Below are 15,949 nucleotides of genomic sequence, written 5' to 3'. Positions count from 1 at the left end.
AATGGAAGCGCCGCGCGTTACCTGACCAGGTGCAGGAACTGCATGTGCCGTTCGTACTGGTCAAGGATGTCGTTGATGATCTGCTCCTTGCTGTAGCCAACCAGGTCGTAGTCCTGGCTGCCTTCGGCCAGGTGCACCTCGGCGCGGTAGTAGCGACGGTTCTTCAAGTCCTGGGTGCCCAACCCGCCCAGCGCGAACGACGGGGTGAAGTAACCACGCATCTGCACCTGGTAGATGAACGGCTGCTCCTCGCCATGGCCGATCTTCAGGCTGACGTTGTCGTGGCTCGGGTCATCCTGGGTGATCAGCGCCAGGCCCTTCTGCTCGAACACTTCGGTCACGTCGGCAATCGCCGGGCGCACCACGTCATCCATGAAGCGGTACACCTCGTCGCGCGACGGGAAATGCACCGCCTGGCTCAGGCGCTGGCGCCAGCCACCGCGCCCGCGACGGGACTGGGCGAACGGTGCCAGCGAGTGCATCTGCGCGATCTGCCGCTGGCCTTCCAGGTAGAACGCCTTGTGCAACCCCCACATCATGCACAGCAGGATCAGCGAGAACGGCAGCGAGGTCAGCACCACCGCCGACTTCAGCGAATCGATGCTGCCGGCGAACAGCAGCCCGCTGGTGACCAGGGCAGTCATCGCGCCCCAGAAGATCCGCAGCCAGTTCGGCCCGTCCTCGTCGGCATTCCCGCCCTTGGCCGAAAGCGTGGACAGCACCACGGTGCCGGAGTCGGCGGAGGTGACGAAGAACACGAAGCTGATGAACACGGTGACCGCAATCACCGTCTTGCTCCAGGGGTAGGTTTCCAGCAGCAGGTACAGGCTCATCGACGGATTGTCCAACGCCGACTGCCCCAGCGCGGTCATGCCGTGGTTGATCACCTGGTCCAGCGCGCTGTTGCCGAAGATCGACATCCACGCCAGGGTGAAGCCCAGTGGGATCAGCAGCACGCCGAAGACGAATTCGCGGATGGTGCGGCCACGGGAAATGCGCGCGATGAACAGCCCGACGAAGGGCGCCCAGGCAATCCACCAGGCCCAGTAGAACACCGTCCAGCCGCCCAGCCAGTCGCGGTTCTCGCTGTAGGCGTAGACATCGAAGCTCTTGCGCGGCAAGGCGCCGAGATAGTCGCCCAGGTTCTGGATCAGGGTATTGAACAGGTGCTGGGTAGGCCCTGCGAACAGCACGAACAGCAGCAGCGCACAGGCCAGGAACAGGTTGATGTCGCTCATCACCCGCACGCCCTTCTCCACCCCGGCGACCGCCACGGCCACCGCCGCGCCCATCATCAGGGCGATCAGCAGCACCTGCACCCACTGGCTGTGGTCGATGCCGAACAGGTAGTCGAGACCGGCGTTCAGGTGCAGCACGCCAAACCCCATGTCCGCACCCAGGCCGAACACCGTGGCAATGATGCCGAAGCCGTCCACCGCGTAGCCGATCGGCCCGTTGATGCGCTTGCCGATCAGCGGATACAGGGCCGAGCGCAAGGCCAGCGGCAGGTTGTGCCGGTAGGCGAAGTAGGCCAGGGCCATGCCGACGAAGGCGAACACGCCCCAGCCGTGCAGGCCCCAGTGCAGGAACAGGATCTGCATCGCCTGACGCCCGGCCTCGGCCGTGCCCGCCTCGCCCTGGGGCGGCTGGAGCATGTGGGTCAGGGGTTCGGAGACGCAGAAGAAGAACAGCGTGATGCTGATGCCGGCGGCGAACAGCATGCCGGCCCAGGACAGGTAGCTGAACTCGGGCTGGTCGTGGTCGGCGCCGAGCTTGATCTTGCCGTAGCCGGACACCGCAGTGACCACCACGAACACCAGGTACAGGGTCATGGCCAGCATGTAGTACCAGCCGACCGTGTTGGCCGCCCAGTTCTGCGCCGCCAGCAGCCAGTCGCCTGCTGCTTGCGGATTGGCGATGACCACCAGGCCGAATATCAGGATGAAGCTTGCCGCGAAGTAGAACACCGGAGGGTTCATGCGGATCTTGCCATTGGCAAGGGAAGGCGTCGGTGCACTCATGAAGCGAGCACCTCGACAGCGGTGAAAAGGCTCGGATTGAACGGGTTCAGCAAAGGGAATCCTCCTGTTGAACACCGGCAGCGGACCAGCGTTTTAATTTGAACAAGCGTTCAAGTTAAACATGGATCGGATTTCAATGCGACCTGTGGTCGCTGGCGGGCGACCAATTGACCTGTGCTCCTTGCCAGCAGTTCCGGCCCTGTCGCGGGGCAAGTCGCAGCGGCGAACCGCCGCTCCCACAGAGGCAGTGTCGACCCACGTTCCGTGTTGTATCTGTGGGAGCGCGACAGGGCCCGCCGGGCCTACCTCACTGTTTGTCCTGGCAATCGAGCTGCAGGTTGGCCTGGGTGATGTTGCTCTCGGCCGGCACGCTGCGGGTCAGCCAGACATTACCGCCAATGGTCGAGCCCTTGCCGATGGTGATGCGCCCCAGGATGGTCGCACCGGCATAGATCACCACGTCGTCCTCGACGATGGGGTGGCGTGCCAGGCCCTTGTGCAAGGTGCCCGACTCGTCCGACGGGAAGCGCTTGGCGCCCAGGGTCACCGCCTGGTAGATGCGCACGCGCTCGCCGATGATCGCCGTCTCGCCGATCACCACGCCGGTACCGTGATCGATGAAGAAGCTCTGGCCGATCTGCGCACCGGGGTGAATGTCGATGCCCGTGGCCGAATGCGCCAGTTCCGAGCTGATCCGCGCCAGCAGCGGCAGGCCAGCCCGATACAGGTGGTGCGCCAGGCGGTGGTGGATGATCGCCAGAATCCCGGGATAGCACAGCAGCACCTCGTCGACACTGCGCGCTGCAGGGTCGCCGTGGTAGGCAGCCAGCACATCGGTGTCGAGCAGCACGCGCAGGCCCGGCAAGGCTTTGGCGAAGCCCTGGATCAGGCCCAGGGCGTGGCTGTCGACGTTGTGCGGCTCGACCTCGGTATTGCCATGGCGGGCGGCGTAGCGCAGCTCCAGGCGGGCCTGGGCCAGCAGCGAGGTAAGGGCGGCATCGAGGGTATGGCCGACATAGAAGTCCTCGCTTTCCTCGCGCAGGTCCACCGGGCCCAGGCGCATGGGAAACAGCGCCCCGCACAGTTGCTCGAGGATCTCGCGCATCGCCTCGCGCGACGGCAGCTCGCGGCCGCCCTGCTTGTTGCTGCACCGGCCATTGCGGCTGCGCCACTGGTCACGCGCCTGGCGCAGTTCGCTGACGATGCCCGGCAACTGCCAATGGCCGGTCGATGGATGTTCGCTCACGGTGTTCTCCTGGCTTGCGGCGTTGTCGGGAAGGTGTGACCGCCCGCGTCGGGACGACCACACAGGGATCCGCCGCTTGTGGGATTCACTCTACGGCAAATTCTTCCCTTGGAAAAAACAACGCTTTATTCCATCCTGCACTAAGTCGGGCATAAGCAGCGATGACGGGGGCTGCGTTCACAGCTACCCTCAACACTGCCCTTCAGGGAAGAAATAACCTAAAGGAATAATAGATAATTTTTTATTATTTCCTGAGCTATACAGCCCACCCTATAGTCGCCACCCACTACTTAAAACAAAGCGCGGGGACAGCCATGACCAGATTCACCAAGCCACTTCTCAATGCCAGCCTGGCGCTCCTGCTGGGTACCGGCCTGCTGGGCAACGCCTTCGCCGGCGAGCAGTTGAAGACCATCCAGGAAAAAGGCGTGATCAACGTCGGCCTGGAAGGCACCTACCCGCCCTTCAGCTTCGTCGACGAGAACGGCAAGCTGACCGGCTTCGAGGTCGAGCTCTCGGAACTGCTGGCCAAGGAGCTGGGGGTCAAGGCCAAGGTCCAGCCGACCAAATGGGACGGCATCCTCGCAGCGCTCGAGTCCAAGCGCCTGGACGTGGTGATCAACCAGGTCACCATCTCCGAAGAGCGCAAGAAGAAGTACGACTTCTCCGAGCCCTACACCATCTCCGGTATCCAGGCGCTGGTCCTGAAGAAGAAGGCCGAGCAGCTGAACATCAAGACCGCGCAGGACCTGGCCGGCAAGAAGGTCGGCGTGGGCCTGGGCACCAACTACGAGCAATGGGTCAAGCAGGATGTGCCCAAGGCCGACGTGCGTACCTATGAAGACGATCCGAGCAAGTTCGCCGACCTGCGCAACGGCCGTATCGACGCCATCCTGATCGACCGCCTGGCAGCCCTGGAATACGCCCAGAAAGCCAAGGATACCCAACTGGCCGGCGACGCCTTCTCGCGCCTGGCATCGGGCGTGGCCCTGCGCAAGGGCGAGCCAGAGTTGCTGGACGCAGTGAACAAGGCACTGGACAAGCTCAAGGCTGACGGCACCCTGGCCAAGCTGTCCGAGAAATACTTCGGTGCCGACGTCACCAAATGATTCCTGAAGCCCTGCAACTTGTTATCGACTCTACGCCCTTCCTGCTCAAGGGCGCGGGTTACACGGTACTGCTCAGTGTCGGCGGCATGTTCTTCGGCCTGGTGCTGGGCTTTGCCCTGGCACTGATGCGCCTGTCGAAGATCCTGCCGCTGGACTGGCTGGCGCGGATCTACGTGTCGTTCTTCCGCGGCACGCCACTGCTGGTGCAACTGTTCGTGATCTACTTCGGCATGCCGCAGATCGGTATCGAGCTCGATCCGATCCCGGCCTCGCTGATCGGTCTGTCGCTGAACATGGCAGCGTACATCTGCGAAATCCTGCGTGCGGCGATCTCCTCGATCGACCGCGGCCAGTGGGAGGCTGCCGCCAGCATCGGCATGACCCGGACCCAGGCCATGCGCCGGGCGATCCTGCCCCAGGCCATGCGCACCGCCTTGCCGCCGCTGGGCAACAGCTTCATCTCGCTGGTCAAGGATACCGCCCTGGCGGCGACCATCCAGGTGCCGGAGCTGTTCCGTCAGGCGCAGCTGATCACCGCGCGGACCTTCGAAGTCTTCACCATGTACCTGGCCGTGGCCGTCATCTACTGGATTCTCTGCAGTATCCTGGCGCACTTCCAGAACCGCATGGAAGCGCGGGTCAACCAGCATGACCAGGAGCACTGAGATGATCGTAGTAGAAGGCCTGACCAAGCAGTTCAAGGGCCAGACCGTGCTCAAGGGCATCGACCTGACGGTCGAGGCCGGTGAAGTCGTCGCCATCATCGGCCCCAGCGGCTCGGGCAAGACCACCTTCCTGCGCTGCCTGAACCTGCTGGAAACCCCCGATGCCGGGAAGATCCGCATCGGCGACATCGACATCGACGCCGACCGCCCGCTCGGTGGCCAGCAAAGCGCGATCCGTCGCCTGCGCCAGCAGGCCGGATTCGTGTTCCAGAACTTCAACCTGTTCCCCCACCGCACCGCCCTGGAGAACGTCATCGAAGGGCCGGTGATCGTCAAGAAGACCCCACGCAACCAGGCCCTGGAACTGGGTCGCAAGCTGCTCGCCAAGGTCGGCCTGGCCGGCAAGGAAGACGCCTATCCACGGCGCCTGTCCGGCGGCCAGCAGCAGCGCGTGGCCATCGCCCGCGCCCTGGCGATGGAACCCGAGGTGATCCTGTTCGACGAACCGACCTCGGCGCTCGACCCCGAGCTGGTCGGCGAAGTGCTGGCGACCATCCGCGGCCTGGCCGAGGAGAAGCGCACCATGATCATCGTCACCCACGAAATGAGCTTTGCACGTGATGTGGCGAACCGGGTGATCTTCTTCGACAAGGGCGTGATCGTCGAACAGGGCGAGGCCAAGGCGCTGTTCGCCGCGCCGAAGGAGGAACGCACCCGGCAGTTCCTGCGCAAGTTCCTGGGGACGACTGCTTCGCAGGATTGAACCCCGCCGGTACAGGCTTCGCGGGCAGACACGCTCCGGCATGGGGCGGATCTACCCGCGAGCAGGCCACACACCCCTAACGACTCCCTCCTTCTATTCATATTCCAAAGAGTTAGTTCATAAACTTTTTATAAGCACATAAGGTATATAAACCGGACCACCGGACCCGCACACATCCGTCGCGATCAGCTGTAGCGACGCATTCACTACGTGAGGTTCAGGAATGGTCAGGAACACAATCACCCCAGTGCGCAACGCCAGGGCATTGAGTGCAGCCAAGGAGCGGCACTGATGTCCAGCCAAGCCAATACCCTCTTGCACAGCGATACCGACAGTTCGCCCCTGCTGCTGCCGGCCAAGGTGCTGCGCAACGACGCCGAGGCCCTGCAAGCCGCCCGTGAGCTGGCCGAAGTGGCACGTCAGCAGGCTTCTCGCCGCGACCAGCAACGCAAGCTGCCGTGGGCCGAGATCGAGCAGTTCACCCGCTCGGGGCTGGGCAGCATCAGCGTGCCCAAGGCCCATGGCGGCCCGGACGTGTCATTCGCGACCATCGCCGAAGTCTTTCGCCTGATCAGTGCCGCCGACCCGGCGCTGGGGCAGATCCCTCAGAATCAGTTCGGCCTGCTGCAACTGCTGCGCCTGACCGCCAGCGAGGCGCAGCAGGCGCTGATCTTCCGCTCGGTGCTGGACGGCTGGCGCATCGGCAACGCCGGCCCCGAGCGCGGCACCAAGGATACCTTGACCCTAAAGGCTCGCATCACCCGCGACGGCGACACCTACCGCATCAGTGGCGAGAAGTTCTACTCCACCGGCGCCCTGTTCGCCCACTGGGTAGCGGTCAAGGCCCTGGACGACGAAGGTCGCCAGCGCCTGGCCTTCGTCCGCCGTGGCAGCCCGGGGCTGCGCATCGTCGACGACTGGTCCGGTTTCGGCCAGCGCACCACTGCCAGCGGCACGGTACTGCTCGACCAGGTGCCGGTAGACGCAGACCTGGTGATCGACAACTGGCGCCAGGCCGACCAGCCGAATATCCAGGGTGCGGCCTCGCAACTGATCCAGGCTGCCATCGACGCAGGTATCGCCGAAGCGGCCATCGACGACGCCATCGCCTTCGTGCGCGACAAGTCGCGCCCTTGGATCGATGCCAAGGTCGAGCGAGCCAGCGATGATCCCTACGTGATCGCCGACGTCGGTCGCCTCAAGCTCGAACTGCATGCCGCCGAGGCGCTGCTGCGCAAGGCTGCGCAGGTGCTGGACGAGGTCAATGCCGCGCCGCTCGATGCCGAGGCGGCAGCACGCGCCTCGATTGCCGTGGCCGAAGCCAAGGCGCTGACCACCGAGATTGCGCTGCAGGCCGGCGAGAAGCTGCTCGAGCTGGCCGGCAGCCGCGCCACCCTCGCCGAATTCAACCTCGACCGCCACTGGCGCAACGCCCGCGTGCACACCCTGCACGACCCGGTGCGCTGGAAGTACCACGCGGTCGGCGCCTACTACCTCAACGGCACGCTGCCTGCGCGGCATTCCTGGATCTGAATTTTTTGTCGGGGGCTGCCATGCAGCCCCGGAGAACACCATGACAATATCCGTGATCACCAGCGACGCCCAGGCCCTGGCCGTCGCCGAAGACCTCGCCCGGCAACTGCAGCGCGACAGCGCCCTGCGCGACCGTGAACGGCGCCTGCCGCATGCCGAACTGGAGCTGTTCACCCGCTCCGGGCTGTGGGCCATCAGCGTACCCAAGGCCTTCGGTGGCGCCGAAGTCTCGAACGTCACCCTGGCCAAGGTCATCGCCCGCATCGCCCAGGCCGACGCCTCGCTGGGGCAAATTCCGCAAAACCACTTCTACGCCCTCGAAGTGCTGCGGGTGAACGGCAGTCCCGAACAACAGCAGCGGCTCTACGCCGAGGTGCTGGCCGGCAAGCGCTTCGGCAATGCCCTGGCCGAACTGGGCACCAAGACCTCCAGCGACCGCACCACCCGCCTGACCCGCGACGGCGGCGGCTATCGCATCAACGGCCGCAAGTTCTACGCCACCGGGGCGATCTACGCCCAGCGCATCCCCACCTCGGTGGTCGATGACGAGGGCGTGCAGCAACTGGCATTCGTGCCCGCCGACAGCCCCGGTGTGCAGGTGATCGACGACTGGAGCGGCTTCGGCCAGCGCACCACCGGCAGCGGCTCGGTGCTGTTCGACAATGTCCGCATCGAGGCCAGCGACCTGGTGCCCTTCCAGACAGCCTTCGAGCGCCCGACCACGGTCGGCCCGCTGGCGCAGATTCTTCACGCCGCCATCGACACCGGCATCGCCCGCGCCGCCCTTGAGGACGCCCTGCACTTCGTGCGCAGCCACAGCCGCCCCTGGATCGACGCAGGTGTCGAGCAGGCCTCGGCCGACCCACTGACACTCAACAGCTTCGGCCGCCTGAGCATTCGCCTGCACGCCGCCGAGGCACTGCTCGAACGCGCAGGCGAGACACTCGACCGTGCCCAGCGCGACAGCAACGCCTGCAGCGTGGCCGCCGCCTCCATTGCCGTTGCCGAAGCCCGGGCGATCAGCACCGACATCTCCCTGGCCGCCGGCAGCACCCTGTTCGAGCTGGCCGGCAGCCGCGCCACCCTGGCCGAACACAACCTCGACCGGCACTGGCGCAATGCCCGGGTACACACCCTGCACGACCCGGTGCGCTGGAAATACCACGCCATCGGCAACTACTACCTGAACGGCGAAAATCCACCGCTGCGGGGGACCATCTGATGGCCAGGCAGATCCTGCTCAACGCTTTCAACATGAACTGCATCGGCCATATCAACCATGGCCTGTGGACACATCCGCGCGACACCTCGACCCGCTACAAGGATATCGAGTACTGGACCGAACTCGCGCGCCTGCTGGAGCGCGGGCTGTTCGACGGCCTGTTCATCGCCGACATCGTCGGCACCTACGACATCTACGGCGATTCGGTCGATGTCACGCTCAAGGAGTCGATCCAATTGCCGGTCAACGACCCGCTGCTGCTGGTCTCGGCCATGGCCGCGGTGACCCGCCACCTGGGCTTCGGCCTGACCGCCAACCTCACCTACGAGCCGCCCTATCTGTTCGCCCGCAGGCTCTCGACCCTCGACCACCTGAGCAAGGGCCGCGTGGGCTGGAACATCGTCACCGGCTACCTCGACAGCGCGGCCCGGGCCATGGGCCTGGAGCAGCAGCCCGAGCACGACCGGCGCTACGACCAGGCCGACGAATACCTGCAGGTGCTGTACAAGCTGCTCGAGGGCAGCTGGGCCGACGATGCCGTGGTCGAGGATCGCAAGCAGCGCGTCTATGCCCGACCCGACAGGGTGCGCAAGGTCGAGCACCGTGGCGAGTTCTACAAAGTCGAGGGCTATCACCTGTGCGAGCCCTCGCCGCAGCGTACCCCGGTACTGTTCCAGGCCGGCAGCTCAGCACGTGGACTGGCGTTCGCCGGTAACCACGCCGAGTGCGTGTTCATCGGTGGCCAAACCCACGCCGGCACCCGCGCCCAGGTCGACAAGGTACGCGCCGCCGCCCTCGCTGCCGGCCGCGATCCGCAGGGCATCAAGGTGTTCATGGGCATCACGGTGATCGTCGCGCCCACCGAGGAGCAGGCCCGCGCCAAGCACGCCGAGTACCTGCGCCACGCCAGTGCCGAGGCCGGGGTCGCGCATTTCGCTGCCTCCACCGGCATCGACTTCGCCGCCTTCGACCTCGACGAGCCGATCAACGCCGGCCAGGGCAATGCGATCCAGTCCGCCACCAAGCTCCTGCAGGACAGCGCCTGGACCCGCCGCCGCCTGCTGGAACAACACGCCCTGGGCGGGCGCTACGTGACCCTGGTCGGCTCGCCGGCACAGGTGGCCGAGCAACTGATCGGCTGGATCGACGAAACCGGCCTGGACGGCTTCAACCTGGCCCGCACCGTCACCCCCGAAAGCTACGAAGATTTCATCGACCTGGTGGTGCCCGAGCTGCAGAGCCGTGGTCGCTACAAGACCGCCTACGCCGACGGCAGCCTGCGCCAGAAGCTGTTCGCCAGCTCCAGCGCCCACCTGCCCGTCGACCATCCCGGCAGCACCCATCGCACGTCCATCAACGCCCCGACCGGAGCCGCGCACCATGCTTGAGAAACTCTACCGACCCGTTGCCGCCGCCCTGCTGTCGCTGGGCCTTGCCGGCGCCGCGCTGGCCGCTGAACCCCTGAAGATCGGCACCACCGCCGCCTTCGCCATTCCCCTGGAGGCCGCGGTGGAGGAGGCGCACAAGCAAGGCCTGGAGGTGAAGCTGATCGAGTTCAGCGACTGGATCGCGCCCAACGTCAGCCTCAACAGCGGCGACATCGACGTGAACTACTTCCAGCACATCCCCTTCCTGGAAAACGCCAAGGCCGCAGCGGGCTTCAACCTGGTGCCCTACGCACCGGGGATCATCAACAACGTCGGCCTGTATTCGAAAAAATACAAAAGCTTCGCCGAACTGCCCGAAGGCGCCAGCGTGGCCATCGCCAACGACCCGATCAACAGCGGGCGTGGCCTGCAGCTGCTGGCCAAGGCCGGGTTGATCACCCTCAAGCCTGGCGTGGGTTACAAGGCCACCGAAGATGACATCGTCGACAACCCGAAGAAACTCAGGATTCTTCAGGTCGAGGCCGTGCAACTGGTGCGTGCCTACGACGATGCCGACCTGGTGCAGGGCTACCCGGCCTACATCCGCCTGGCCAACAGCTTCGATGCCACCTCGGCGTTGCTGTTCGACGGCCTGGAGAACAAGGAGTACGTGATCCAGTTCGTGATCCGCCCGCAAAGCAAGGGCGACCCGCGCCTGGCGAAGTTCGTCGATATCTACCAGCACTCGCCGGCCGTGCGCGAGGCCCTGAACAAGGCCCACGGCAGCCTGTACCAGGCCGGCTGGGAGGGCTGAGATGAGCAGCGCCAGCGCCCTCAGGGCGCCCATCCCCCAGACTTCGCCAGCCCCGGCGCGCGAGCAGGTGCTGCGCCCGGAAGTGAACGAGGCCCATGTGCGTTTCATCGGCCTGGGCAAGACCTACCCCGGGCAGACGCAGCCGGCCCTGCAGGGCATCGACCTGAACATCCGCCGCGGCGAGATCTTCGGCATCATCGGCCGCAGCGGCGCAGGCAAGTCGTCGCTGCTGCGCACCATCAACCGCCTGGAGCAGCCCAGCGAAGGTCGCGTGCTGATCGACCAGGTCGATATCGCGCCGTTCGACGAGGACCGCCTGGTGTCGCTGCGCCGGCGCGTCGGCATGATCTTCCAGCACTTCAACCTGATGTCGGCCAAGACCGTCTGGCAAAATGTCGAGCTACCGCTGAAGGTGGCCGGCGTGGCCAAGGCCGAGCGCCAGCGCAAGGTGCGTGAGCTGCTGGAACTGGTGGGGCTGGAACAGAAGCACCATGTCTATCCGGCGCAGCTGTCCGGCGGCCAGAAGCAGCGTGTCGGCATTGCCCGCGCGCTGGTGCATGACCCGCAGATCCTGCTGTGCGACGAGGCCACTTCGGCACTGGACCCGGAAACCACCGCCTCGATTCTCGACCTGCTGCGCGACATCAACCGGCGCCTGGGCCTGACCGTGGTGCTGATCACCCACGAGATGGCTGTGATCCGTGATGTCTGCCACCGCGTGGTGGTGCTCGAAGGTGGCCAGGTGGTCGAACAGGGTGAGGTCTGGCAGGTGTTCGGCGCGCCGCGCCACGAAGTCACCCGCACCTTGCTTGCGCCGCTGCAGGCCAGGCTGCCCGCCACCTTGCAGGCCGCGCTGCGGGCCAGCCCGGTCAACCAGGGCAGCGCCGTGGTGCTGCGCCTGCAACTGGCGGGCGAGCCCGAACTCTCGACGCTGTTCGCCGAGCTCGGCGGGCGTGTGCGCTTGCTTCAGGGCGGCATCGAAACCATCGGCGAGCACGCGCTGGGCCAGTTGATCCTGGCCGTACGGGGCTCGCCACACGCGACCCATCAACTTCTGGAACGCGCCCGCCACTGGGCCACCGATGCGCAGGTACTGGGCTATGTGGACTGAACGCCTGTTGCAAGGCCTGATCGACACCTTGCTGATGGTCGGCGTGTCGTCGCTGATCGCGCTGCTGGTGGGGATTCCCATGGCGGTGCTGCTGGTCACCAGTGGCAAGGGCGGGATCTATCAGGCGCCGCTGCTGAACCGCGCGCTCGGCGCCTTCGTCAACCTGTTCCGCTCGATCCCGTTCCTGATCCTGATGGTGGCGCTGATCCCCTTCACCCGCCTGGTCGTCGGCACCACCTATGGCGTCTGGGCGGCGGTGGTGCCATTGACCATCGCCGCCACGCCGTTCTTCGCCCGGATCGCCGAAGTCAGCCTGCGTGAAGTCGACCAGGGCCTGATCGAAGCGGCGCAGGCCATGGGCTGCCGACGCTGGCACATCATCTGGCATGTGCTGCTGCCAGAAGCGCTGCCAGGCATCGTCGGCGGTTTCACCATCACCCTGGTGACCATGATCAACTCCTCGGCCATGGCCGGGGCGATCGGTGCAGGCGGGCTGGGCGACATTGCCTACCGCTATGGCTACCAGCGCTTCGACAGCCAGATCATGCTGACGGTGATCGTCATGCTGGTGGCCCTGGTGGCGGTGATCCAGCTGGGTGGGGATCGCTTGGCCAAGGGCTTGAACAAGCGTTGACCTGAAACCGAAGCGGGCTTGTCGGGGCGCGAGCCGCCGCGCCTACGGCCAGCGCAGATCCTCGGCGGCCACCGGCCGCCCGAACCAGTAGCCCTGCCCCAGGTCGCACTGCTGTTCCAGCAGGAACCGCGCCTGCTCGGCCTGCTCGATGCCTTCGGCGTGCACCTGCATGCCCATGCTGCGCGCCAGGGCAATGATCACCCGCACGATGGCGATGTCATCCTCGTCACTGGGCAATCCGGCGACGAAACCCTGGTCGATCTTGAGCTTCTGCACCGGCAGGCGCTTGAGCCGCAGCAACGACGAATACCCCGTGCCGAAGTCATCGATGGCCAGGCGCAGTCCCAGTTCGCGCAGGCGGTGCAACTGTTCCAGCGCCACCTCGGGGTCTTCCATCACCGCACTTTCGGTCACCTCCAGCTCCAGCAGCGCCGGGTCCAGGCCGGTGTCGTGCAGCACCTCGGCCACCTGGCGGTACAACGCGCGCTGGCCGAACAGGCGGCTCGACAGGTTCACCGCAACGAAGGTCAGCCCGCGCCCCTGGGCCTGCCACTGCACCATCTGCCGGCAGGCCTGGCGCAATACCCAGGCGTCGATATCGGCAATCAGCCCGGTGCGCTCGGCAATCGGAATGAACTCGCCCGGCGGCACCAGACCGCGTTCAGGGTGCTGCCAGCGCACCAATGCCTCGACCCCGACCAGTGCCCCGGTGAACAGGTCGTGCACCGGCTGGTAGAACACCCGCAGTTCTGCCTGGGCCAGGGCGCGACGCAACTCGCCGGCAGTCTCGACCCGGTGCTGGGCGTGGGCCGTCAGCTCTTCGGTGTACAGCGCGTAGCAGGCGCGGCCATTGCCCTTGGCCTTGAACAACGCCGAGTCGGCGTTGCGCAACAATTGCTCGGCACTCAGGGCGTCACTGGGGAACAGGCTGATACCGATGCTGGCGCTGATGAACAGGCGCTGGCCTTCGACGACGAAGGGCTCGCGCAGGCGCTCGATGATGCCCTGCGCCGTGGTTGCGGCCTGCGCCACCTGTTCGCAGCCTTCGAGCAACACGGCGAACTCGTCGCCGCCCAGGCGCGCGAGGGTCACGCCGCTGCCCAGCTGTTCACCCAAGCGCTCGCCCACGCGCTTGAGCAACTGGTCGCCGATGGTGTGTCCCAGGCTGTCGTTGATGCCCTGGAAATGGTCGAGGTCGAGCAGCAGCAAGGCGCAACCGCGCTTGTTCGACTGCGCGCCCGCCAGCGCCTGCTCGGCCCGGTCGCTGAACAGCAGGCGGTTGGGCAGGCCGGTCAACGGATCGTGGTGGGCCAGGTAGGCCAGCTCCTGCTCGGAATGCTTGATTGCGCTGATGTCGCTGAATACCGCGACGTAGTGGCTGAGCTCGCCGGCATCGTCACGGATGGCGCAGATCGTCTGCCACTGCGGGTAGATCTCGCCGCTTTTGCGCCGATTCCAGATCTCCCCGCTCCACTCGCCCTTCTCGGCGAGGGTGGCGTAGATCTGCTGGTAGAACGGCGCAGCGTGGCGACCGGACTTGAACTTGCTCGGGCGCTGGCCCAGCACCTCGTCCTGCTGGTAGCCGGTGATGCGCATGAAGGCGCGGTTCACATGCACGATCACACCGCTGCGGTCGGTCACCAGCACCCCTTCGAGGGTGCTGTCGAACACCGCGGCGGCCATGCGCAGGCGCTCGCGGTCCTCGCTGCGCAGGCGTGCGCCGACACCGATGAAATCGAGCAGCCGCGCCCGCGAAAAGAAGATCAGCAAGGCGCTGAGCAGCACCCAGACCACCACGTTGATCTGGCGACCCACGATCAGCGCCAGGTCGTTGTCGGTCATGCCGCGCAACACCAGCTCCGACAGCACCAGCCAGAGGAACGACAACACAACGTAGAGCGCGGCCATGCGCAAGGCGTCGCGAACGGAAACAGACATGTCGGGTGCATCGGTCCATGAAAAAAGAAGCGCGCAGTATAAAGGCTGAAACATGCCGTGACTTTAATTCCGGACTCATCAAAACGTCGTGGTGCCTGCCCTCCTGCGCCCGCCCGGCCTGCCTCCGCAACCGGCACACACGTCGGCAGGTGACGAGCGGGCAGGCCCCAGGCAAACGCCCGGCTGGCTTTATTTCCCTGCCAAGGGATAATGCGCCCGTTGTTTCCCCTGTTTTCCCGAGGGTCTTTTCAAATATGTGGCACAACGGTCTGCTCGATCTGTCGGCCTGGCAACTGGTCGGGGTCACCCTGCTGATGACCCACCTGACCATCGTCAGCGTCACGATCTACCTGCATCGCTATTCGGCGCACCGCTCCCTGGAGCTCAACGCCGGGCTCAAGCACGTCTTCCGTTTCTGGCTGTGGCTGACCACGGCGCAGAACACCCGCGAATGGACGGCGATCCACCGCAAGCACCACGCCAAGTGCGAAACCCCCGACGATCCGCACAGCCCGGTGTACAAAGGCTTGGGCACGGTCCTGCGCAAGGGTGCGGAGCTGTATCGCGAAGAGGCCCGCAACGAGGAAACCCTGCGCATCTACGGCAAGAACTGCCCGGACGACTGGATCGAGCGCAACCTCTACACGCGCTACAAGCTCGGCGGCATCGCCCTGATGGCCGTCCTCGACCTGCTGCTGTTCGGCACCATCGGCATCACCATCTGGGCGATCCAGATGATGTGGATTCCGTTCTGGGCCGCCGGCGTGGTCAACGGCCTGGGGCACGCGGTCGGCTACCGCAACTTCGAATGCCGCGACGCCGCCACCAACCTGGTGCCCTGGGGCATCATCATCGGCGGCGAGGAGCTGCACAACAACCATCACACCTATCCCAACTCGGCCAAACTGTCGGTGCGCCGCTGGGAGTTCGACATGGGCTGGATGTGGATTCGCCTGCTGTGCCTGCTGCGCCTGGCCAAGGTGCAACGCGTCGCGCCGATTGCCCATCGGGTCGAAGGCAAGGCGTCGCTGGACATGGACACCGCGATGGCGATCCTCAACAACCGCTTCCAGATCATGGCCCAGTACCGCAAGCTGGTGATCGGTCCGCTGGTCAAGCAGGAACTGGACAAGGTCGACACCTCGGTGCGCCACCATTTCCGCCGCGCCAAGCGCCTGCTGTCCCGCGAGACCAGCCTGCTGCAGGACCGCCACCACGTGCGTATCGAATCGATGCTGACCCACAGCCAGACGCTCAAGACCATCTACGAGAAGCGCCTGGCGCTGCAGCAGATCTGGGCGCGCACCAGCGCCAACGGCCACGACATGCTCGCCGCCATGAAAGACTGGGTACACGAGGCCGAAGCCAGCGGCATCCAGTCGCTGCGTGACTTCGCCGGGCAGCTCAAGACCTACTCCCTGCGCCCGACCGGCGCCTGAACGCCGTTGATCGGCACGCCCTGAGCCGGGGCGTGCCACCCGGAACTTCACCCCCTCACCCGACTCAAAACCGGTATATCGCCCGCG

At 65.4% G+C, this 15,949-nt stretch carries 13 protein-coding genes; 10 read left to right on the top strand and 3 right to left on the bottom strand.

Annotated elements, in window-relative coordinates; translation table 11 throughout:
* Positions 1-17: 17 nt before the first annotated feature.
* Positions 18-1,979 (bottom strand): choline transporter BetT, encoded by a 1,962-nt coding sequence (gene betT, locus AC1TXO_RS01360; RefSeq protein ID WP_486406773.1) that lies wholly within the window; start codon positions 1,977-1,979, stop codon positions 18-20.
* 349 nt (positions 1,980-2,328) lie between these two features.
* Positions 2,329-3,267 (bottom strand): serine O-acetyltransferase EpsC, encoded by a 939-nt coding sequence (epsC, locus tag AC1TXO_RS01355; protein WP_486404723.1) that lies wholly within the window; start codon positions 3,265-3,267, stop codon positions 2,329-2,331.
* A 314-nt stretch (positions 3,268-3,581) separates the two neighbouring features.
* Between epsC and tcyJ the strand changes: the two genes are divergently transcribed.
* The 9 genes from tcyJ (at position 3,582) to AC1TXO_RS01310 (ending at position 12,485) form a co-directional block, all read left to right on the top strand.
* Positions 3,582-4,376, top strand: a complete 795-nt coding sequence (gene tcyJ / locus AC1TXO_RS01350; RefSeq protein ID WP_486404722.1) for a cystine ABC transporter substrate-binding protein — start codon at positions 3,582-3,584, stop codon at positions 4,374-4,376.
* On the top strand, positions 4,373-5,041 hold the full coding sequence (gene tcyL, locus AC1TXO_RS01345) for a cystine ABC transporter permease (protein ID WP_486404721.1): 669 nt from the start codon (positions 4,373-4,375) through the stop codon (positions 5,039-5,041). The genes tcyJ and tcyL overlap by 4 nt, the downstream gene beginning before the upstream one ends.
* 1 nt (position 5,042) lies before the next feature.
* Positions 5,043-5,804, top strand: a complete 762-nt coding sequence (tcyN, locus tag AC1TXO_RS01340; protein WP_486404720.1) for an L-cystine ABC transporter ATP-binding protein TcyN — start codon at positions 5,043-5,045, stop codon at positions 5,802-5,804.
* A gap of 291 nt (positions 5,805-6,095) precedes the next feature.
* The gene (locus AC1TXO_RS01335) at positions 6,096-7,337 is read left to right on the top strand and encodes an SfnB family sulfur acquisition oxidoreductase (protein ID WP_486404719.1); all 1,242 of its coding nucleotides are present in this window, start codon (positions 6,096-6,098) and stop codon (positions 7,335-7,337) included.
* Positions 7,338-7,377: 40 nt separating this feature from the next.
* A complete protein-coding gene (locus tag AC1TXO_RS01330; protein WP_486404718.1) occupies positions 7,378-8,559 on the top strand; it encodes an SfnB family sulfur acquisition oxidoreductase in 1,182 nt (393 codons plus the stop codon).
* Complete coding sequence (locus AC1TXO_RS01325; RefSeq protein ID WP_486404717.1) at positions 8,559-9,947, top strand: LLM class flavin-dependent oxidoreductase; 1,389 nt, start codon at positions 8,559-8,561, stop codon at positions 9,945-9,947. The genes AC1TXO_RS01330 and AC1TXO_RS01325 overlap by 1 nt, the downstream gene beginning before the upstream one ends.
* Complete coding sequence (locus AC1TXO_RS01320) at positions 9,940-10,740, top strand: MetQ/NlpA family ABC transporter substrate-binding protein (protein ID WP_486404716.1); 801 nt, start codon at positions 9,940-9,942, stop codon at positions 10,738-10,740. The genes AC1TXO_RS01325 and AC1TXO_RS01320 overlap by 8 nt, the downstream gene beginning before the upstream one ends.
* Position 10,741: 1 nt before the next feature.
* Positions 10,742-11,851, top strand: coding sequence for a methionine ABC transporter ATP-binding protein (locus AC1TXO_RS01315; protein ID WP_486404715.1), 1,110 nt, complete (start codon positions 10,742-10,744; stop codon positions 11,849-11,851).
* Entirely contained in the window at positions 11,841-12,485 is a 645-nt protein-coding gene (locus tag AC1TXO_RS01310; protein WP_486404714.1) for a methionine ABC transporter permease, read from the top strand. The genes AC1TXO_RS01315 and AC1TXO_RS01310 overlap by 11 nt, the downstream gene beginning before the upstream one ends.
* Before the next feature lie 42 nt (positions 12,486-12,527).
* Here AC1TXO_RS01310 and dibA read toward each other — a convergent pair whose 3' ends face one another.
* Positions 12,528-14,423 (bottom strand): phosphodiesterase DibA, encoded by a 1,896-nt coding sequence (gene dibA / locus AC1TXO_RS01305; RefSeq protein WP_486404713.1) that lies wholly within the window; start codon positions 14,421-14,423, stop codon positions 12,528-12,530.
* A gap of 254 nt (positions 14,424-14,677) precedes the next feature.
* On the opposite strand from dibA, the gene desA reads away from it, so the two are divergent.
* Positions 14,678-15,862, top strand: a complete 1,185-nt coding sequence (gene desA / locus AC1TXO_RS01300; RefSeq protein WP_486404712.1) for a delta-9 fatty acid desaturase DesA — start codon at positions 14,678-14,680, stop codon at positions 15,860-15,862.
* The last annotated feature ends 87 nt before the right edge of the window (positions 15,863-15,949 follow it).

This window comes from Pseudomonas sp. FA117, from assembly GCF_057370475.1.
This window is presented reverse-complemented; position numbering and strand designations above follow the sequence as displayed.